16 protein-coding genes and 1 pseudogene are annotated in these 21,390 nt (G+C 59.0%); 5 read left to right on the forward strand and 12 right to left on the reverse strand.

Annotation, left to right across the window (positions count from 1 at the left end):
* Positions 1-19: 19 nt before the first annotated feature.
* Positions 20-1,663: pseudogene (locus Mal65_RS02830) on the reverse strand (SulP family inorganic anion transporter); the annotation flags it as partial.
* A 664-nt stretch (positions 1,664-2,327) separates the two neighbouring features.
* Between Mal65_RS02830 and Mal65_RS02835 the strand changes: the two are divergent.
* Complete coding sequence (locus Mal65_RS02835; protein ID WP_145293473.1) at positions 2,328-3,050, forward strand: dioxygenase family protein; 723 nt, start codon at positions 2,328-2,330, stop codon at positions 3,048-3,050.
* Between the two features lie 79 nt (positions 3,051-3,129).
* Here the strand turns inward: Mal65_RS02835 and Mal65_RS02840 are convergent, their stop codons facing one another.
* The 5 genes from Mal65_RS02840 to Mal65_RS02860 all read right to left on the reverse strand — a co-directional run bounded on the left by Mal65_RS02840 (position 3,130) and on the right by Mal65_RS02860 (position 7,793).
* On the reverse strand, positions 3,130-3,657 hold the full coding sequence (locus Mal65_RS02840; RefSeq protein WP_145293475.1) for a shikimate kinase: 528 nt from the start codon (positions 3,655-3,657) through the stop codon (positions 3,130-3,132).
* Positions 3,654-4,511, reverse strand: a complete 858-nt coding sequence (aroE, locus tag Mal65_RS02845; protein WP_145304579.1) for a shikimate dehydrogenase — start codon at positions 4,509-4,511, stop codon at positions 3,654-3,656. Before aroE ends, Mal65_RS02840 begins: the two co-directional genes overlap by 4 nt.
* A 74-nt stretch (positions 4,512-4,585) precedes the next feature.
* Entirely contained in the window at positions 4,586-5,734 is a 1,149-nt protein-coding gene (gene ispG, locus Mal65_RS02850) for a (E)-4-hydroxy-3-methylbut-2-enyl-diphosphate synthase (RefSeq protein WP_145293477.1), read from the reverse strand.
* Positions 5,731-6,600 carry a polyphosphate kinase 2 family protein gene (locus Mal65_RS02855; RefSeq protein WP_145293479.1) on the reverse strand — a complete coding sequence of 290 codons (870 nt, stop codon included), beginning with the start codon at positions 6,598-6,600 and terminating at the stop codon, positions 5,731-5,733. Before Mal65_RS02855 ends, ispG begins: the two co-directional genes overlap by 4 nt.
* Entirely contained in the window at positions 6,597-7,793 is a 1,197-nt protein-coding gene (locus Mal65_RS02860) for a glycosyltransferase family protein (protein ID WP_145293481.1), read from the reverse strand. The genes Mal65_RS02855 and Mal65_RS02860 overlap by 4 nt, the downstream gene beginning before the upstream one ends.
* A 242-nt stretch (positions 7,794-8,035) precedes the next feature.
* Here Mal65_RS02860 and Mal65_RS02865 point away from each other — a divergent pair, with 242 nt between their 5' ends.
* The 4 genes from Mal65_RS02865 to Mal65_RS02880 all read left to right on the forward strand — a co-directional run bounded on the left by Mal65_RS02865 (position 8,036) and on the right by Mal65_RS02880 (position 14,999).
* The gene (locus Mal65_RS02865) at positions 8,036-9,412 is read left to right on the forward strand and encodes a hypothetical protein (protein WP_196784516.1); all 1,377 of its coding nucleotides are present in this window, start codon (positions 8,036-8,038) and stop codon (positions 9,410-9,412) included.
* 306 nt (positions 9,413-9,718) lie between these two features.
* On the forward strand, positions 9,719-11,143 hold the full coding sequence (locus tag Mal65_RS02870) for an NAD-dependent malic enzyme (RefSeq protein WP_145293483.1): 1,425 nt from the start codon (positions 9,719-9,721) through the stop codon (positions 11,141-11,143).
* A gap of 269 nt (positions 11,144-11,412) precedes the next feature.
* The gene (locus tag Mal65_RS02875; protein WP_231131267.1) at positions 11,413-12,744 is read left to right on the forward strand and encodes a Gfo/Idh/MocA family protein; all 1,332 of its coding nucleotides are present in this window, start codon (positions 11,413-11,415) and stop codon (positions 12,742-12,744) included.
* 125 nt (positions 12,745-12,869) lie between these two features.
* On the forward strand, positions 12,870-14,999 hold the full coding sequence (locus tag Mal65_RS02880) for a HEAT repeat domain-containing protein (protein WP_145293485.1): 2,130 nt from the start codon (positions 12,870-12,872) through the stop codon (positions 14,997-14,999).
* 75 nt (positions 15,000-15,074) lie between these two features.
* Here Mal65_RS02880 and Mal65_RS02885 read toward each other — a convergent pair whose 3' ends face one another.
* The 6 genes from Mal65_RS02885 to Mal65_RS02910 form a co-directional block, all read right to left on the reverse strand.
* On the reverse strand, positions 15,075-15,434 hold the full coding sequence (locus Mal65_RS02885; RefSeq protein ID WP_145293487.1) for a hypothetical protein: 360 nt from the start codon (positions 15,432-15,434) through the stop codon (positions 15,075-15,077).
* Positions 15,431-16,189 (reverse strand): ankyrin repeat domain-containing protein, encoded by a 759-nt coding sequence (locus tag Mal65_RS26890; protein WP_196784517.1) that lies wholly within the window; start codon positions 16,187-16,189, stop codon positions 15,431-15,433. The genes Mal65_RS02885 and Mal65_RS26890 overlap by 4 nt, the downstream gene beginning before the upstream one ends.
* Positions 16,190-16,252: 63 nt before the next feature.
* Positions 16,253-16,744, reverse strand: coding sequence for a hypothetical protein (locus Mal65_RS02895; RefSeq protein WP_145293489.1), 492 nt, complete (start codon positions 16,742-16,744; stop codon positions 16,253-16,255).
* Complete coding sequence (locus Mal65_RS02900; RefSeq protein ID WP_165701027.1) at positions 16,741-19,155, reverse strand: secretin GspD/PilQ domain-containing protein; 2,415 nt, start codon at positions 19,153-19,155, stop codon at positions 16,741-16,743. The genes Mal65_RS02895 and Mal65_RS02900 overlap by 4 nt, the downstream gene beginning before the upstream one ends.
* Before the next feature lie 10 nt (positions 19,156-19,165).
* On the reverse strand, positions 19,166-19,828 hold the full coding sequence (locus tag Mal65_RS02905; RefSeq protein ID WP_145293493.1) for a hypothetical protein: 663 nt from the start codon (positions 19,826-19,828) through the stop codon (positions 19,166-19,168).
* Between the two features lie 4 nt (positions 19,829-19,832).
* Positions 19,833-21,332 carry a hypothetical protein gene (locus Mal65_RS02910; RefSeq protein WP_145293495.1) on the reverse strand — a complete coding sequence of 500 codons (1,500 nt, stop codon included), beginning with the start codon at positions 21,330-21,332 and terminating at the stop codon, positions 19,833-19,835.
* Positions 21,333-21,390: the final 58 nt, after the last annotated feature.

A 21,390-nucleotide genomic window follows, 5' to 3' on the forward strand; every position in this document is an offset into this window, starting at 1 on the left:
TGGACCCGTTCGGACGTGTGACCAGACGATCGGTGGCGACGTGGTACTGCGGGTCTTCGGAAAGATTGATTTCCACCAAGTCGCCGGCACGATCCAGCAACTGACGACATTCCAGGCTTAGGTGCGTCAGGTGCAAGCGTTTGTTGGCGGTTTCGTAGCGTTCGGCCAACGAATTGATCGCCTCCAAACCGGATTGGTCATAAACACGCGTGTAATAGAAATCAACCACGACGTCGTCGGGATCGTTTTCGACGTCGAACAATTCCTTGAACGACGCGACCGATGCGAAGAACAGTGGGCCGTGCAGTTGATAGATCTTGCTGCCGTGTTCGTTCAGCTTGACGTCCGCCCCCATGTGCGTGGCGTGTTTCCAAGCAAAGACCAGTGCAGATACGATCACGCCCAAGATGACCGCGGTGGCCAAGTCGTGCATGAAAACGGTGTATGCCGTGACCAGGACCATGACAAACATGTCACTAGCAGGCATGCGGTGGAACATTCGCAGAGATGCCCATTCGAAAGTTCCGATCACGACCATGAACATCACGCCGACCAGGGCGGCCATCGGGATTTGTTCGATCCAGGGGGACAGGAACAAGACGAAGGCCAGCAGACAGACCGCTGCGGTGATGCCCGACAAGCGTCCGCGCCCGCCGGAGTTCACGTTGATCAACGATTGACCGATCATCGCACAACCGCCCATGCCGCCGAAGAAGCCGCACGTCAGGTTGGCAATTCCCTGGCCGATGCATTCCCGGTCGCCGCGTCCCCGTGTGTTGGTGATTTCGTCGATCAGCGACAGCGTCATCAACGATTCAATCAGCCCCACGCCGCAAAGCACGACGGCAAACGGAAGGATGATCTTGAAGGTTTCCCAGGTCAGCGGTGCGATCGCGTATTCCAAGAAGAACGGCATCGGTAATCCACCACGCATGCTGGCCGTTTCGCCCGGCGGGACGCCTTCGGCGATGGCCGCTGCGGTAGCGTTATTGGCCAGCAAGTCGCCGACGGTCAGCACCGTTCGACTGGATGCATCGTCGGCGGTCAGGACCGTTCCAGAGCCGGACGTTTGGTTGATCGCGACGGAGATGCCCGTGACGACCAAAATGGCGGCCAACGACGCCGGGACCGCTCGGGTCATCTTGGGCAACAGCCAAATGATGGCCATCGTCAATCCGACCAACCCCAGCATCCAACCGAGGGCAGCACCCGACAGAAAGACCATTTCACCGTCGGGCGAAAGCGTTTTGAAACTGCTGATCTGTGCCAAGCCGATCACGATCGCCAAACCGTTGACGAAACCCAGCATGACCGGGTGTGGGACCATGCGGATGAACTTACCCAGACGTGCCAGGCCGATCGCGACCTGAAATACCCCGCACAAGATGACGGTCGGGAACAGGTATTCGATCCCGTGATCTGCGACAAGGGACACGACGACCACCGCCATCGCGCCGGTGGCACCGGAAATCATGCCGGGACGTCCGCCCAACACGGCAGTGATCAGCCCCAGAAAAAAAGCCGAATACAACCCGATCAGCGGTGAAACGCCGGCCACAAACGCGAACGCGATCGCTTCGGGGACCAATGCCAGGGCGACCGTCAGGCCGGATAGCACGTCGTTTTTGATCGAGCCGTCCTGCGAGCGAAAGTAGTTCAGCATGTATTCGTTCGTCTTAGGAATTTCGATTTCGAAATCACGCGGATCGGTTCGCCGATCGGGGACCGGCCCGCCAGGCCGCCCTGTGATCACGAACGAGATTCCACGCTTGGGTGAAGTTCGGCTTGGCTGAAGCCAGCGACCGCAGAGTCGCCCGGCACAGCCCCAATGTTCCGACAATGCGGGGTACACGGAATTGCCGTGGTGTTTGTCGTCGCTGGTGGGGATCGACCGCCGGCGGTCAGCCGGTCATCTCGGGTGCAACCCTCGGTTCGCAAGGGCCGTTTTGATCGCATGGGTCGGTGGCGCGACGGCGCGGTGAGCCGAGAACTATACTTCGCCACTAGCGCCGGTCAACGCGGATCGGGACCGGGGCCAAGCCTTTGCCACGCTGGACCAGCGGTTCAGAACAGCCGATCGATCGAGTGTCCCGATGCAGCGGGTGGTCCCGCCCCATTGTGGTCGTCTGACGTGGGGATCTTTCACGCCACGTTCGCCCCCGCCGGCGATGGAAAAGTTTGCGAAATTTTGTGACAGAAACCAAAACCCTCTACGATGAAGACACGGTGCCGCCGAAACTTGGCACAACCCAAGGGGTTTCATTGGCACCACGGACCGCGGCGTGCGGTTGATTCGGTTTTGATGTCGGGGCGGGAGACAATCGCGGATGAAACATTCCATTTTGTTCAGCCGGCGGGCTGCGTTGCGGGTTTTACCGGTCGGAATTCCCGCGTTGTGGACGCCGGGCGTGATGGCGGAACAATTGGAAATCACGCCTCGGCTGACCGAAGGGCCGTTCTATCCAGACAAGCTGCCGCTGGACACCGACAACGACCTGCTGGTGATCAACGATTCGATCGATCCCGCGGTCGGCCAAGTCACGCATTTGACCGGCAAGGTTTTGCGGCGCAGCGGCGAACCGGTCCGAAACGCATTTGTGGAAATCTGGCAAGTCGATGCCAACGGCGTTTATCTGCACTCCGGCAGCAACGGAGCGAAGGGACGCGACACGAATTTTCAAGGCTATGGTCGATTCCTGACGGACGTGAACGGACGCTATTACTTTCGCACGATCAAGCCGACGACTTATCCCGGTCGTACGCCCCATATCCACTTTGCGGTCAGCATGAATGGTCACCGGGTGATGACGTCCCAGATCCTGATCGAAGGGCATCCGCAAAACGAACGGGATGGCGTGTTCCGGACGATTCGTGACGTCGAAAGACGCAAGCTGGTGACCGCCAAGTTCAATCCGATCGCCGATTCGAAACTGAACGAGTTACAGGCAAGGTTCAACATCGTCATGGGCGAAACACCCCAAGAGGACGATCAGGGCGTGATGCGTGGTGGCATCGGGCCAAGCGATCGTGCGTCGCGCCGGCGTGGTTAATTCGCCGGCGACCAACGATTGTGTTGCGGATCCGAGGTGGGCATTGGATCCGCAATGGTCTGTTCGGGCAGCGGCTTGATTAGGAAGCCGGCACATGTCCCGCTTCGACCAGCCATGTCACGACCGCGTCGGCCACTTGTGCGACGGTCGCGTCGTCGGTGCATACTTCGAAATCACTGACGCTTTGGTATCGCGGGTTGCGCCGCTGAAGGACATCGGCGATTTCATCGACGAAGCTTCGTGCGCCCGTCAAAGACGGCCGCTGGGTGTCACTGCCGATTCGCCGGGCGATGGTTGTAACGGAGGCGGTCAGCCAGATCACTGGTCCGGCTTGCTTAAGGCGGGCGTGATTGGCATCTCGTTCGATCACCCCGCCGCCACAGTCGATGACCAGTCCGTCTTGGTCGGTGAAACGCTGGACGACTGATTCTTCCAGGTCACGAAAGGCGGGCCATCCGTCGGTTTCGACGATCTCGGGAATCGACTTGCCGGCTGTTCGAACGATGGCGTCGTCCAAACTGATTTTCCGCAAGTTCAGTCGACGTGCGATGCGGTTGGCGACGGCACTTTTGCCCGTGCCCCGGTATCCGACCAAAACCACGTTCACAGTCGCGACTCCACGACGCGTCGCATCACGTCCCGAGGTGCAGGTTGGCCGGTCCACAGTTCGAACTGGACATAGGCCTGACCCAAGAACATTTCCAACCCTTCGATCGTACGTCCGCCGGCGGTCAGGGTATCGGACAACAGCTTGGTCCGCCGCGGGTTATAGACGGCGTCAAAGACGGCCAGATCGCGACGCAACCATTCGGCCGGGATCAGCGTGGCGTCTTCGTTGGGATGCATACCCACCGGTGAACAGTGGATGATGATGTCGGCCGCATCGACTTCGGGTTTCAATGCTTCGGCGTTCAACCCGCATCCGACGATCGGCGTGCCGCCTTGGGACTGAACGTCGGCGACAAGGCTTTGCACCCGAGATTCCGTTTTACCGGCGATGGCAATGCGTTGCGGCGGATTTTCACGGACCAAGGTGACGGCAATCGCTCGTGCCGCACCGCCGGAACTCAAGATCAGCACGTTTTTGTTTTGCGGATCAGCGTCGGCGTCAATCAACGCGTTCAAAGCCCCGCGTCCGTCGCTGTTGAAACCGGTCAGCACGCCGTCGTTGTTGACCACCGTGTTGATGCATCCGATGCCCTGGGCCGTGGGGTCGACGACGTCGACGTTTTCCATGGCTTCCACTTTGTGCGGAATGGTCACCGACAGTCCTCGGTAACCCATCGCACGCACGCCTCGCAACGCTTCGCCGACTTGGCCTGGCGTCACGTCGTGAGCGACGTAAACGTAGGGTAGCCCCAAGGCATCAAAGGCGGCATTGTGAATCGCGGGCGACATCGAATGACCGACCGGGTGCCCGAACAGGGCGCAGACGATCGTGTCGGGGGTGATTTCGGGCATGGAACGCGGAAGGAAAATGGCAATGATGAACAACCGGCAGGCGGCAGCGATCACGAGGCTGTTCGGATGACTCGCTAGCTGGCCGAAGCGGTTTTCTGTTGGATCAGTTTGTCCAATTCCGTCCGTAATTGACCCAAGATTTCGTCGTAACCGAAGGCACCCAACGGTTCAGGTCCGCGTTTCAGGTTGACCTTGGCCGGCCCGCACCACAGTCCCAGGTCCGCGTCGTCGGTTTCACCGGGACCGTTCACGCGGCATCCCATCACGGCGATCGTGATGTCGTGTTGCTTGGCGTATTCGGTCATGACTTTGACGTCGGCGGCCAATTCCACGAAGGCTTCGTTTTCGACGCGGCTGCAACTGGGGCAACTGATGATGTTCAGCCCGCCTTCGTTGAAGTTCACGACACTGCGGACGCGTCCGGCGTAGATGTCATCGATGATCGATTGCCCGGCTTCGATCTCTTCGGGCTTACGCGGGTTGGGTAACGTCAAGGAAACGCGGACGGTGTCGCCGATGCCTTTACCGATCAATTGTTCGAAAGCGATTCGAGTTTTAATGATGCCTTCCGGCGGCATCCCGGCTTCGGTCACGCCCAGGTGCAGCGGCACATCGGGACGGGCTTGGGCGAAGCGACGATTGACTTCCACCACCTGCTTCGGATCGCTGTCTTTGAGCGAAACGACATAGCGATCAAAGCCCAGGGAATCGACGAATTCGCAGTGTTCCAACGCGCTTTGGAGCATCGGCGTGATGGAATCCGCCGGGTCGTACTTTTCTTTTTTGGCCGGATCAACGCTGCCGCAGTTAACACCGATACGGACGGCGCAGTCGTGCTGGGCCGCTTGGTCGATGATAAAGCGGACTTTGTCTTGCCAGGGTTTGTCGCGTTGGTGATGGTACAGGTGGCCGGGGTTGTATCGGATCTTGTCGACGTACGGCGCGACCTTTTCGGCCAAGCGAAAGTTTTCCTGCAAGTCCACCGCCAAATTGGCGGTGGTGCCGTCGCGGATCACGGCCAGGGCGGCCGCGTCCTTGTCGCTGTCCACGGCGATGCGGACCACACCGGCGCCGCGTTTGCGGATCGCTTCGGCCTGTTCGATGGTCGCGTCGGTGTCTTGGGTCTTGGTCGCGGTCATGCTTTGGACCGCGATCGGGTGGTGATCACCGATGGTAATCGTGCCGATGCGAACGGCACGTGTGGGATTTCGTTCAATGGTCATGAGGATGATGCTTTGCCCAATTCGGCGGCTTCGCGCTGGTACAAGGACCGGATTTCATCCAGGTCGACGTCGACCGGAGGCAGTTGTGGATCCATCGATAGGAACGTGTCGTAAACAATGGCCGCGACCGATGCATCGCGGTACCACTTGTGATCAGCGGGGATGACGTGCCAGGGGGCGTGATCTGTGTTGCATTGTTCGATCGCGTCCTCGTAAGCCTCGCGGTACTGGTCCCACTGATCGCGGGCCGCGTAGTCACCGGTGTTCAGTTTCCAGTGCTTGTCGGGATTGTCCAAGCGTTTCTTGAATCGTTCTAGTTGTTCTTCCGGGCTGATGTGCAGATAGAACTTCAGGATTCGGGTCCCCGCTTCGGCCAACATGTGTTCGAAATCGTTGATGATCTTGTATCGGTCCTTCCATACCCGTTTGGGGACCAAGTCATTCACACGGACGACCAGCACGTCTTCGTAGTGGGATCGATTGAACACGCTGACTTTTCCCGCCGCGGGGGTGCAGCGGTGGATACGCCACAAGAAATCGTGGGCGCGTTCTTCCTTGGTGGGGACCTTGAACGGATATGTCCGGCAGCCCTGAGGATTCATCTGGCCCAGAACTTTCCGGATCAGCCCGTCTTTGCCTGCCGCGTCGGGCGCCTGCAGGACGACCAGCAAAGACTGTTTTTCTTCCACGAACATGCGGTACTGCAGATCACGAATCTTGTGATTGGTTTCCGCGGTGAATGCCTTTGCGTCATCCTTATCGTCAAACGGGCCGCGGACTTTGGTGTCCAGCTTTTTCAAGTTGGGACGCTTGCCGGGTGCGATCCGATGTTCTTTGGCGAATTCCAGGTCTTCTTTGGCACTCATGTGGCGTCGCGCAGTTGCCGGACGAAATTGGGAAATGCGGCTCGGATGCGGGTCCAGTTGGGGATCGCTTCGGCACCGGATGGATCGTTACGGAAAAGGTCGCCAGCGATGGTGACGCATTCGGCGAACGATTCCACCGCGACCTCTTCGTCGTGGCGATTGAATTGTAAGTCGTTGACGACCGCGTTGGCCGAATGTTGACGGATGCAATCCTGGGCGGCCCGTAGGTAGGAGGCTCGCAGGGTGATGAAATTGCTGCGGCTAAGCTGGACGCCTTGGCTGGCCAGGGTGCGGTAAATCGTGCACAGGATGTCGATGGCCATTTTCATCAAGCCCTTGGTCTTGTCTTCGACCGACATCGCTTGGTGCTTGTGTTCGTACAGTCGGCACAGGTCGACTTGGCACACACGTTTGAGCGATGTGTTGCGATAGACCTCCGCCAACGTGCCGACTTCCAGACCCCAGTCGCTGGGGATGCGGTTGCTGCGTGCCAGGTTGCGGGTCAGCGAAAATTCGCCTGAAAGCGGGTACCGAAAGTTGCCCAGGAAGCGAATGAAATGGTTGTCGCTGAAACACTGTTTCATCGCACGCAACAGGGGCGCGACCAGCAAACGGACGACGCGGCCGTGCATGCGATCGGTGACGCGAGCGTAAAAGGCTTTGCAAAATTCATAGTCCAGCGCCGGATGCACCATCGGCAAGCAAAGCCGCGACAGTAGCATGCGGTCGTAATCGACGATGTCACAGTCGTGCAAAACGAAGGTGTCGATCTGCGGGTCGGCCAACAAGAAGCCGAACGCCGTCCAAACGCTGCGGCCTTTGCCCGGCGTTGAAACGGGAATCCCGGCATCGATCAGTTCTTGATACAGGCCCTGGATTTCCGGTCCGTCGGTCCAAATGACTTTGGCGCGATCGCCCAGCGGTGCGACTTTGCGAAGCGTTTCGGTGTAATCGTCCTGGTCCGGGGCGACCCCCAGGGTGACGGCAATCGTGTGGACGTAATCCGCTTTGGTCAATTCCTGCACGATTCGATCAAACGGCGCCGCACGCATGTCCGATGCCGTTACAGGCAGCACCAGCCCGATTTTGCTGGCCTGCGTCGATTGACGGATCAGGTCTTCGAGCTGCGTCAGCGTCGCCGACTGCAGGTCGTGAACCGTCGTGATCATGTCGTGCTGATAAAAGTCGGGCATCTTGGATGGGCACCACAGATAGAAAACGGGACGATTCGTAACGGGGCACGCAGGATACCGGCGCCGCGTGCGGCTCGGAACCAGCGGCCTTTTTGCGACCTCCGGAACGCCGCCGCGCAGCGACGTCACGGATCTTCTGGACCCGCTGGATTCTGCACCCCGGGGTGTAGAAATCGAGTATGCTGGGATACGTCGTTCATGACGTCGATGTTGTCCATTCCTCTGATCCGCCAAGATTTTCCATGTTTCTGCGTCGTTGGAGCCGATCTGCTGCATTGGCAATGGTTCGCCCAGGCCATCGATTGCTGGGACCGTGTGTGTTGTCGTTTTTTCTGCTGGGGGCGACCGCGTCGGCCCAGCGGGCGGCTTACGAACGGCCACCGATCGATTATCTGAACGCGGACGTCGACGACGCGGTGGCGCGGCTCCAGCAGCGAATCGACGATGGCCAGACGACTTTGGCGTTCGACGAAACGTTCGGCTACCTGCCGGCGGTGCTGGGGGAATTGGAAATTCCGGTCAGTTCGCAGATGCTGGTGTTTTCTAAGACCAGTTTGCAGATTCACCGCATTTCACCACGGCGTCCCAGAGCGATTTACTTCAACGATGACGTTTACATCGGTTATTGCCAAAAAGGCGACGTGTTGGAGGTCGCGGCGACCGACGCCCGCCAAGGCGCGACCTTTTACACGCTGAAACAGGAACGTACCGAACGACCGTCGCTTGTGCGCGACCGTGGCGGATGTCTGACTTGTCACGCATCCAGCCGTACTCAAGACGTGCCCGGGTATTTGGTCCGCAGCGTGTTCGCCGACGCGGCCGGTCGCCCGAAATTCGGCAGCGGCACCTTCGTCACCGATCACACCAGCGACTTTCGCGATCGTTGGGGCGGTTGGTACGTCACGGGCCGCCATGGATCGATGCGACACATGGGGAACACTTTGTGCAAGGGAGATGACACTTCGTTTGATCGCGACCCCGGTGCGAACGTGAACGACCTGTCGGACTTCTTTGACACCGATCAATACTTGTCGCCTCACAGCGATCTGGTCGCATTGATGGTGATGGAGCATCAGACCCAGACCCACAACGCGATTGCCGCCGCCAATTACGAGACACGTTCGGCGCTGCATCAGTCTTATGAGATGAATCAGTTGTTGGAACGCCCGGATGGTTTCATCAGCGACAGTGCCCGGCGTCGCATCCGAGCGGGTGCCGACCAAGTGGTGCGTCATCTGTTGATGTGTGATGAGTTTGCGTTGACCGATTCGGTCAGTGGAACGTCCGACTTTGCCGACCAGTTCCAGCGACGTGGGCCGTTTGATTCTCGGGGGCGGTCGCTGAGGCAACTGGATCTGCGGACGCGTTTGTTCCGCTATCCGTGCAGCTATCTGATCTATTCCGATGCCATGAACGCGCTACCCGACGAAGTGCGTGGGGTGATCTATCAGCGGATCGCTGATGTGCTGCGGGGCGACGATACCTCGGGTGACTTCGATCATCTGACCCCGTCGATTCGTCGCGAATTGGCCGAGATTTTGCGGGAAACGCGTCCCGAGTTCGAAACGGTTTGGGTGTCGGCGTCCTCGGCGACTCTTTCGCCCGAGGTTTCTCGCTAGCGACCGACCCGGCGAAGCGTATCGACGTGATCACGGGCTTTGGCGGGGAAGAAAGCGGGCGTGCAGTGGAGCCGGAACGGAGCCAATCCGGTGTGGGCGGATCGGCTTCCGCTGGCCGTGCCGCTGGGTCCTGCAAAGGGTTTTTGGCATTGCCCGCCGGTTGTCTCCGCTTCGGGCAAGATGTCGCACGTGGTAGAAAATGCGTCTGACGGATTTCCATTTCCCCGGGTTTGCCTGGGGGCCGGACTGTTGGGATCCTTTTCACGCTTCGCGACGCCTTTCAAAACCACGGGTGCCACAACCCTCATGTACGAACCAGCTCCGACCTACGCCGTTACGATTCGTTTGCGCTATCCCAACATTGCTGGAGTGGCGGAAAGGATCACCGAATCAATCGGCCAGGCGGGTGGATCGATCGGCGGTGTCGATATCGTCAAGGTCGGCGACGGCATGGTTTCGCGCGACTATACCGTCAGTGCCAAAGACGTCGAACACGGAACCGAGATCGTCGACCAATTGCGTCAGTTGGATGACGTGTCGGTGGTCAACGTTTCCGACCGTGTCTTTCTGATGCACTTGGGTGGAAAAATCGAAGTGACACCGACCAAGCCGGTCAAAACACGAGACGATTTGTCGATGGCGTACACGCCGGGGGTCGCACGGGTGTGCCGGTCCATCGCCGACGACCCGGACGCATCTTTCTCATTGACGATTCGTCAGAACACCGTGGCCGTGATCAGCGACGGGTCGGCCGTGCTGGGATTGGGCAACATCGGTCCACGCGCGGCGATGCCCGTGATGGAAGGCAAGGCGATGTTGTTCAAGGAGTTCGCCGGCGTTGATGCCTTTCCAATTTGTTTGGACACCCAGGACACCGAAAAAGTCATCGAAGCGGTTCGGCATTTGGCACCGACCTTTGGCGGGATCAACCTGGAAGACATCTCCGCGCCGCGGTGCATCGAAATCGAAGAACGGCTGGATGCGGAATTGGAGATCCCCGTCTTTCATGACGACCAACACGGAACGGCGATCGTTGTGCTGGCAGGTTTGCAAAACGCATTGAAGCGTGTCGGCAAATCAATCGCCAAAGTGCGGATCGTGATCAACGGTGCGGGATCCGCGGGAACGGCTATCGTGAAGATGTTGAACTTGGCTGGTGCCGGCGAAGTCATCGTGTGCGATCGTGAAGGAGCCGTCGTTCCGGCCGACGGATTGGACAAAGTGAAACGCTGGGTGGTGGACAACACCAACCCCAACCGAGTGACGGGCAAACTTGGTGAAGTCATTGCCGGTGCGGACGTGTTCATCGGTGTGTCGGCCGCCAACGTGTTGACCGTCCAAGACATCCAAGCGATGGCTGATCAACCCATCGTCTTTGCATTGGCCAATCCGGATCCCGAAATTGATCCGCGATTGGCTGCCCCGCACGTTCGGATCATGGCGACCGGACGCAGCGACTTTCCGAACCAGATCAACAACGTGCTGTGCTTCCCGGGTTTGTTTCGCGGCGTGTTGAAGGTGCGTGCGTCGACAATCAACAACCAGATGAAGTTGGCGGCGGCACAAGCCATTGCCGGGGTGATTCCGGAGCAAGACATCTTGGACGACTACATCATCCCCAGCGTGTTTGACCGACGCGTCGCGCGTGCGGTCAGCGACGCGGTGTCGACGGCGGCGATCGAATCCGGGGTCGCACGGCGCACCAGTAAACAGCCGTACCGAATTCACTAGGCCAAAAAATTCACTAGGCCAAAAACACGCGAGGCTGAATCGTAGCGAGGCGTCGACCGAGTGCTGCGACGTTTCTGCTTGCTGCCGATTAGGGATTGATGGACACGCCGCGACGGGCGTTTCGTTAGACTGGGCCTAATCGCCCCTTGGCCCGCCGGCGGAAATCCACGCGATGAACAAACGTGGATCGGGCGGACTCAACGGGCGCCCCGCCAGCGTCAGTCTTTCCCGCCTTCCACGCAGCCAAAAGAAGCATGATGTCGCATCAGGTGTCCTCTTCCTCGAAAGGTTGTCGGCCGAACCCGTCCAAAGCAGACGGGAATCCAGCGGCCGCATCCCGTCGTCGTTTTTTAAAAACTGCCGCGGCCGCGGTATCCGCACCCTATTTTGTTTCCGGCGCCACGATGGGCTTGGGGGCTGCGGTTCCGCCAAGCGATCGCGTCACGGTGGGCGGGATCGGAATCGGGCGTCGCGGCACTTACGACCTTGGATGTTTCTTCGAACAGTCCGATGTGCAGTTCTTGGCCGTCTGTGATGTGAAGCAGAAGCAACGCCAGGCGATCAAAGCGTTGGCCGATTTGCATCACGGCAACAACGACTGTGATACGTATCAAGATTTTCGCGAATTGTTGGATCGCGATGATATCGATGCGGTGTTGATCGCGACCGGCCCGAACTGGCATGGCACCGCGGCGTGTGCGGCGGCGCGTGCGGGCAAGGACATGTATTGCGAAAAGCCCTGCACAAAGAACATCGCCGAAAGTTTTCAATTGGCCGATGTGATGCGTCGCACCGGGCGTGTGTTCCAAGCCGGGACCCAGCGGCGAAACTTGCCGCATTTTGCTTTCGCGTGTGAACTGGCCGCGTCCGGGCGGTTGGGCAAGCTGAAACGCGTGTACGCGCACCCGCGTGGCATGACGGCAAAGATCAGCGGATGGATGCCGCCCGAAGATGCACCGCCGATCGAAGAAGTCGATTGGGACATGTATTTGGGCCCCGCCGCCTATCGTCCCTACAACCATGAAATGATGGCCGCATTCCACTTTGAAAAAGGGGGCGGATTCGTCGGTGGTCTTGGCGGCGGTGGTGTTTTGGAATGGGGGTCCCACTGTGTGGATCTTTGCCAATTGGCCGCCGGTGCCGATCGCACGGCGCCGGTGAAGTATTCGCCGCCGCGCGATGGCGAAATGGTGTCGACGTATGCCAGCGGCGTCGAATTGGTGTTGCGCGAAAACGACTGGTTGCCGTTGGGGTCGTGCCCGGTGCGATTCGAAGGCGAAGACGGTTGGGTCGAAACGGGGGACAGCGGCAAATTTGTGCTTAGCAGCAATGAACTGTTGGCCGGCCGCAAGGTCGAAGAAATCGCCGGCTATCCGGCGACGTTCCATGTGCGTGATTTCTTGGACTGTGTGAAAACACGCAGCCAACCCAAGGCCAATGCGGTAGCCGCCTGCTATTCGCATATCGCCTGTCACGCGGCCAACATCGCTTTGTTCCTGGATCGCGAGCTGGAATTCGATCCGGTGAAAGCGGAATTCAAAGACGATGCGGAAGCCAATCGCTTACGCAGCGAAGCGACCCGCGCGCCGTGGCGAATGTAGCCGACACGCTTGTCCAAGGAATGTCGGATCCATCCGGCAATCATCGCGCGTCAGGTTGCACTGATCTCACGCGGCGAACTTCCCACCGAACAACCCTCCTTTGATTGAAATCCTATCCACCCACCATGCGATACTTTGCAATACGGTTCGGATTCTTGGCCGCGGTCGCCGCGTTGACGGCCTGGCCGACGATGGCCCCCGCCGCCGATGGTTTCCGACAAGACGAACAAACGCTGATCGACATTCTGGTATCCGAAGATGCCGGAAAACCACAAAAGGCAATCGCCTGTAAAAAATTGGCGGTCTATGGTTCGCCCAAAGCGGCCGAAGCGTTGGCGCCGCTGCTGCGTGACCCTGAAATGGTGTCGTGGGCCCGCATCGCCCTGGAAGCCATTCCGGGTGAGGAAGTCGACCAAGTTTTGATCGAATCCATGGGCGACATCGACGGACGTTCGTTGATCGGCGTGATCAACACACTGGGCATTCGTGGTGCACGTTCCGCGGTGCCATCGCTGATCGATGCCTTACAGAATAAGGACGCCGATGTGGCGGTCGCCGCCGCGGTCGCGTTGGGATCCATCGGTGGCAACGATGCACGGCAAGCCCTGCAGTCGGCGTTCGCATCGGCCGATGACATGACCGTCCGATCGGGACTGGCCGAAGGCTTGATTCTGGTCGCCGAAACCGCCATGGCCCAAGATCAGGCGGACGATGCGGCGGAGATCTATGATTCGGTTGCCGCCGCTGACGTCCCACCGCAGCGACGAATCGAAGCGATTCGCGGAAGCATACTGTCACGTGGATCCGACGGCGTGGATCGTTTGATCGAAACCTTGAAGTCGGATGATCGCGTCAAGCAAGGCATCGCATTGACGACTGTCCGCGAATTGTCGGGCGATGGTGCCACCGGCGCATTGGTCAATGCCATTGAAAAAGTGGATGCGTCCCGACGCGCATTGCTGATCACCGGATTGGCCGAACGTGGCGATGCCGATGCACAAGACGCTTTGATCCGGCAATCGGAGTCGGACGATCTGGCCGTGCGGTTGGCTGCCATCGAAGGGTTGCAGCGGATCGGTGACGTCACCGCCCTGCCCGCTTTGTTGTCCGCCGCCGACGACGAAAACGTGGTGGTGGTGGCATCCGCACTGGAAACGCTTTCTCTGTTGCCCGATGACCAATTGGAAGACGCGGTCATCAGCCGGCTGAAAGATGCCGACGGTCGTGCCAAGGAAGTGCTGTTAAGTGTGGTCGGTGCGCGACGGATCGCCGGTGCCAAGTCGATGGTGATCGACGCCTTGGACGCAAAGGATGCTTCGATCCGCGAAGCGGCCCTTCAGGCGATAGGCCAGATCGCCACGATGGACGATTTGGGGATGTTGATGGCCCGAGCGTTTGATGCCGACAACGGTGACGCGGCGGCATCGTTGGACGCATTGCGTGCGGCTTGTGTGCGTATGCCCGATCGCGATGCGTGTGCGGAAAAGCTGGATCAAGCGGCCGCCAATGCTTCGACCGCAGATCGTATCACAACCTTGGAATTATTGACCGCGATGGGTGGGGAACGTTCGCTGAAGGCATTGGCCGACGCGGCGCAATCCGGCGATCGCGAGATCCAGGACGCTGCCACACGTTTGCTGGGAACTTGGATGACCGTCGACGCCGCACCCTATTTGTTGGAACTGGCGTCCCAGCCCTCGCACGCGTACCGAATCCGCGCTCTTCGTGGTCATCTGCGGATCGCACGTCAGTTCACGATGAACAATCGTGACCGATTGCAAATGGCCAATGACGCGTTGAAGGTGGCTGATCGCGAGGAAGAAAAGCGTTTGATTTTGGACGTCGTCCGTCGCTATCCAACACCGGCCATGTTGAATGTTGCGGTGAAGGTTGGACAAGACGCCGAGATGAAACCCGAAGCGATCGCCGCCGCTGCGGTGGTGCTGAAATTGGTCGGCGTGACGGACAAAACGGCCAAAGCTTTGCAACCGCTGTGGGGCAAACCGATGGATGTCGAAATCGTTTCGGCCAAGTACGGTTCGGCGGGTAAGCAAAAAGACGTGACCGAATTACTGCAACAGCATGCCGGCGATTCCCCGCTGATTCGTCTGCCCCAAAGTCAGTACAACTCGGCTTTGGGTGGCGATCCGGCCCCAGGATCCCCCAAGGAATTGACCGTTGAATACAAAATTGACGGTGAAGCCGGACAGGTCTCGTTTGCCGAAAACGATCCGATCGTTTTGCCGTTGCCCTAGTGCGACCGAAAGCCCAAAGGGAACGTCAAAATCTCGGTCGCGCCGACCAAAGGGGCGGCGCGGCTGAAGAAATGACTACAAGTTCTCGGCGATCATCCGGTACAGGACCAATCGTTCGGATCGGGATTCGATCGCGTTTTCTTGTTGCAAACGCTGGGCGATCAATGCATCGTCGACGCCATGCTGAATCAACCAATCGCGGGCGTCTTCCCAAGTCGGCAACCAGACGCAGGCATCCTGTAACGCTTCGATCGTCTTGCTGCGACGCAGGAAATGTTTCATGTCTAGGATGAAAAACACCCGGTCATGAAACGGTGAATCGGCTTCGATCAAGCCGGTTTCATCCCAGACGAAATGGCCGACCGCGGGCGTCCAATCCAAACCGTCGCCCTTCCATTGACGGGCGAGGTCGATTTCCTCACGACTGAATTTCACTGTTCGGTCTCCGCAATCGCCTCCAAGCGTTTGGCGACTTCCGCGTGGCCGTTGGCCGCCGCGAACACGCCAGCGGTATCACCGTCGATGTCTTTGGAATCGACTCGGGCACCGGCGTCCAGCAACAGATCCACCACGGACAGTTGACCTTCGGCTGCGGCGAACATCAGCGGCGTGAAGTTTTCCACCTTGTCGGCCAAGTTGGGATTCGCACCGCGACGTAGCAACAGTTTGACGGTGTCGACGTTGTCGGCGGTTGATGCGTACATCAGGGCGGTCCGTCCGGCGGAATCACGGTGATCGACGACCGCGTCCTGATCCAACAGCAACTTGACGACTTCGGTGTGTCCGTTGAACGAAGCCAACTGCAGCGGGGTCCGTCCTTCGGGACCCACGGCGTCCGCGTCCAGCCCCTGACGGATACCGCTTCGAATCGCATCGGACAAGCCTTCTTCGGCGGCGGCGAAGAAAGCTTCTTGCGTCATCATCGGCACCGAACTGGAGATCGATGTGGATGCGGACTCCGCTGGATCGGCGGTGTCGTTCGGGGATGACGCGGTATCGTCGTTGGCCGTCGGGTTGGTGTCGTCCGATCCGGCATCCTGTTCGGAGGATTCCGCCGGCAATCCATCGTCACCTTCGATGGGGACGGTCGCCAAATCGGTGCCACCGCATCCGACCAGCACCACCAATGCCAGGGGTAGCAGGGACGCGGTGAACGTAACGGCAAGATTGCGATGGTGGGGACGCGTCATCGTTTTCGGCTTTGGGGATGTGGTGACGAAGTGAGGTCACGATTCTCCCCAAGCTTAGCCGCTTCACCGATCGTCGAACATCGTCGCCGTCCAAGTCAGATTGTCGATGGCCAGGACGACATTGGGTGGATTGATTTTTACCACCCGAATGTTCATGGCTTGGTCTCCTTCGCGCAGGATTTTGGTTTCGTCTTCGATCCGCAAGAACACGCGTGGGACCCCGACGTCGGCAAACCCCAAGACCTTCACCTGGGATGCGTTAGCCCCGCGTACCGCGAACCCACTTCGTTCGTCTTGTTCACCGCCGGGGTACACAAAGGGATTGACCCGATCGGGGCTGACCGGATCGAACGCGACCGGCGTCGCTTGAATGTCGGCGGTTTGGGAATCCTGGCTCGGCGTCGCGGTGATGCCTGGGACCGGAACGGCGTTTTGAATCGCTTCCAAGGTGGTGGCCGCGTCGCCACAGCCCAGTGTGGTCGCACAGCCGATCGACCCGACCAGGTAAACCCAGTGCAAGCGCCCCGATTTCAAATCATCTGGCATGCGTTTCATCGGCGGGGTTCCTTCACGATCACGGGTTCAAACAGCATCGGTTCGGACGCACTTTCCATGTCCATTGGCATTTCGCCCGGTATGGCGTCGGGTGATTCCGAAGGATGCCAAGTCGTCGGGGACTGGACCGTAGATTCCGGTACGGATGATTCGGAGATGACCCTTTCGCTGATGATGGTGGGGCTGCCGTGCATCATCGGGTTCATCGTCGAACCGTAGCCGCCGATCATTTCCAATTCACGTGAACCACCATTGACGCGTGGGCGCGGATAGTGGTTGGGACAATTCGGATCGCGACAGTCCGGTGTCAGCGGGCATTGCGTGGCGTAGGGGACACTGTCCAACAGGCAATCGGTCACCCGGGCAGCATGCTGTTCCCGGGGCAACCCGACATGGTTGGGAGTGATCATTTCCGGGCGAATGAAAACGATCAATTCGCTTTCCTGGATCTCCGTGTCGTGGCTGCGAAACAACTTTCCGAAAAACTTCATGTCTTTCAGGTAGGGAACGCCTGCTTGCGATTCCACAACGCGTCGTCTGCGCAGGCCACCCAGGACAAAGGTCTCGCCGTTGGCAACCCGCACGACCGTTGACGCGTTTCGGCTGTCAATGATCGGATTGCCATTCAATTCGCCGACTTTCGTGCTGAACTCCGGTGCAACATTCAGTTCGATGGTTCCGTCGTCCGCGATACGCGGTTGGACGGTCAATGTGATACCGGCGTCCTCGAATTCGATATCCGCCACCGCACCACCGACGCTTTGTTGCGCGGTTTGGACGGGCAACCTTTCGACGATTTTGATTTCCGCTTGACGGCGGTCGCCGACGGTGATGCTGGGATTGGCCAGCAACTTGGCTTCTTCGGTTTGATCCAACGCGACGATCAGGCCTTCGACGTTTAGTTTCGATCCCGACGTTCCGAAAAGGAAACTACTGGACTTCGTCAGCACCGTTTCGGTGGTCGTTGCTACCGCGCCGGTGGTCGTGTCAACCGCGGTGGCCGCGGCGTCTTCGATCGGGGTGACCAGATCCGACAAAGCGCTCAATCGGGTCGCTGATCCCAGATTGCGACCGCCCGACCAGTTGATACCCAGGGCTTCGCGTTCGCTCATCCCGACGTCGTAGATCAACGCAGTGATGCGGACTTGTGGTCGCGGTCGGTCCAGTTGTTCGATCGCTCGGCGGGCAAGATCGACGCTGCGTGAATTGCCGCGAACCAGTATGCGGTTTTCATCCACGTACACCGCGACGGTCACGTCGGTGCCCAGGATTGATGCCAGTGATTCCTGCATCTGTTCGGCTTCGACGTACTGCAAGGCAAAGATGCGGATTTCATCGTTGGAATCGGTACCCAAAACGTCTGCCGTCGCCGTCGTTGATGATGCCGACGGCGTCGGTTCAGGTGACGTTCCAGCCTGCTGAGGCGTCGTTGGCGATAAGTTCCCGAAAAGGTTTTCGACCTGGCTGATCCGGTCCGGATAATCTCTGACCAACACACGCTGCCGTCCGACTTCCAGCATCTGGCCGCGTTCGGACAACAGCATCCGCGCCGCATCGACGACCGCGGCGGGGTCATCCGACGGCGGGATTTGCAAGGTGCGCGACACGAACTCGGGATCGTCCGTTCCGACTTGGTCCACCGGCAATACGATCAGACTGTTGCCCGTTTGCTTGTAACCGTAGCCGGAAGCCGACAAGATGGCCGAAAGAACTTCCCGTAACGGGGTTTCATGAAATGTCCCGCTGACGCTTCCCGTCACGGATTCACCGGCGACGATATTGATTTGCCAAAGGTCGCTTAGCAAAAAGACAACTTCTTGCAGCGGAGTTTCGCGAAACGTCACGGTCCCCCGCCGGTCCAGTGCTTCGGCAACGCTGGTCGGACGCATTGTCGTTGACGTGGCCGAGGTTCCCGGTGGCTGCGTTGGTCCAAGCGATGGGACGTTGTTCGCTTGGCCGGACGTGCCCGAGGAGGTGAATGTTGTTGCGGGCGATGAATCTTGTTGTGCCGATGCGATCGAAACCGGATCGCCAGAACGGATGACTTTGGCTTGCGGACGCCAAACCATGGGGCGTCCGCGAGAATCCAGTGGCGTTTCACCGGGCGCGATCGGAACCGCGGTCAGCGGCCGAAGTCCCAGGGGTGTCAATCCGTCGCCGCTGACCTTTGTCAGTGGAGTGAAACAAACGACAAGACAAAAGGCCGAAAGCGCAAAGCTCCACGCGGCGGCGGAAAAGCGCCCGGTGGATTCAGTGAAACCGGTCGTGTGCCGTTGAACGTTGTTGGCCCCGCAAAGGCGCTGGGCATCAGAAACGCCGTCACGCCCGACGACGCGCAGCACGGCAGCGAACCGTCGGCTGTTGCCTGCGTCCTTGGCGTCGAAAGAATGCGAATCGGCGTTGCCATCCATGGCAAAGGGCCTAATGAAGAAGTAGTTGTCGTGTTTGTTGTGTCGGACGCCTTGCGACATCCTCGTCGGGTTCATCGGGGCGGGCGAGCAGACCGAACACGGTGAAACGAAGTTCCAGTGCGACGGGCGCCTCCGGCTTCATCGTCGGCAACACGTTCATCGTTCGCGTGGTCATGTACCAGCGTTGGCCGCCAATGGCCGTCAGGATTTTTTCAATCGCTTCCAGGCTGCCGTCGGCCCGCAAATCGACGTCGTGTGAATGCAAGTCATAGGGTGACATCCTTGCGAATTCAGGCATCACTTCCGCCGTCGGATCGTCGTTTACCGTCGCCCAGGATCGTTTGTTTCCGGTGTGGACTTCCAAACTTCGAATTCGTCCGCCGCCTTGACGCACGATTTCGACCAATCGTTCCCGGACATCGGACCGGTTATCGGGAATCACCGAACGGTCGTTCAGCGATTTCAGTTGTTCATTCAGTTCCCTTTCCATCTTGGCCAAACGCAGGCCGCGGTGACGAATTGCCGTCAGTTCGACTTCCATCTTGTCGAACTCAGCCATATCGCGTCGCAGTTCAAAGTACTCATCGACCCAGGGCAGTCCGATGCCGATGATTGCCCCCAAACTTGCGGTTGCCACGATTAGTCCGACTATACGGGTGTTAAGTCTTTGCATGACATCAGTCCTCCGACGTCGAGTCGACGACAGGCAATGATTCTTTGTGCAGATGTAACCCGATCAAAAAGCGAATGCCGCGGGTTTGGGGCTCCGGGTTGGTGGCCTTCAAAGCGACCTGTTCGACCTCGGGCAACCGGCGAAACTGGCTGACTTGTTCATACACCAGTGATTCATCGGTGACGGTGCCGTCCAGCAGGATCTGGTGACCGTCTTCCACGTGAAAGCTGTTCAACTTGCAGCGATCCAGCAAACTCTGTGTGATCTGGCGAAGGGTCAGGTTCCAGCGAGGTTCCGCTGCACCTTTTTCGATGCGTCGAAAGTGGTCCACCAGTTGGCGTCGCTGGGCCAAGGTCATCATGCGTGCTTTGGTGCGATACACCTCGGCCTGCATGGCGTCGCGTCGTTGGATGGCACGATCGGAAAGACCACGTTGACGGTGGACCATCGCAAACGATCCCAGCAACAGCACCGCCGCAACGAGAGCCGGCCAAGCGATCCGAAGAAATTGTGTGGTGGTCGAAACATCCGGCGCACGGCGGACGTGGTCCAGTAAATCGGGAACGCCGTCGTTTTGGATTCCGATCAACAGCGGCAGGACCGTGGCCACGACTGCCGTCGTGCCGCTTTCGTGCTCCGATTGCTCCAGGATGAACTCGCCACCGGACACGTTCAGCACGGAGGCATCGATGTCGTTGGAATCGTCAAACAGATCTGCGGCGGCTTTGGCTTTTTCGGGGCTGCCACAGATCAGTAATTCGCCCAGGTTTCCGTCGGATAATTGCCGGTGTCGCTGGCAAAATCGGCGTAACCGTTCCAGGTGATTGATCACCGCGTCGTGGAAACCCTGCTCGTTGTTGGCCGCCGCCGGACGGTAATCCAAAAGCAACCGGCCTTCGAACGCGATGCCCACATCCCATTGGCGGCCGGTTCCGTCGGCGATCAGGGTCGGTGCCGCGTTGCAGTGGCCCAGGTGTCCGGCCAGACGTGCCAGGCTGTTCAGCGATGGTTCCAGCCACAAGACATTCAAATCTGCGGCCCGAAAGGCTTCATAGACCGTTTCGATCACGCCGCGGCTGGCTACACCGGTCACGGCGTAGTCGACCGAAGCAGCCAAACGTTCGCGAAAGGACCCGATGACCTTTTCACCCGGGCCCAGTTGTAGATAACGAGGGATCCGTGTGCCCAGCGTGTTCAGTTCGCTGTCGACGTCCTGGGGATGGCCGGTCGTAATCCGGGTCACGCAATAATCGCCGTCCAGTGACGCCACGGTTGTGCCCTGGTCCATCTGGTGCTTGTGTCGCCAATGGATCAGGCAATCGACCAGGTCGGCCTGTGCCGCGGGACTCAGCCATCCGTCGGGGCGCGGGCAGTGGATCGCCTCGATCGCGATCCGGTGGCTTGGACCCTCGGTCGGCGTGGCGATGGCCAGTTGCAACAGATCACGTTCGATACGCAACCCGAATCGCTGGCGGACGTCGGTGGTGAATGAACTTTGGGGCATGTCAGGCGCGGATTTCGATGGATGTTCCGCCGAAAGCTAGGTCACGCCGCGGGGCATT

The organism is Crateriforma conspicua, assembly GCF_007752935.1.
Taxonomy (GTDB): domain Bacteria; phylum Planctomycetota; class Planctomycetia; order Pirellulales; family Pirellulaceae; genus Crateriforma; species Crateriforma conspicua.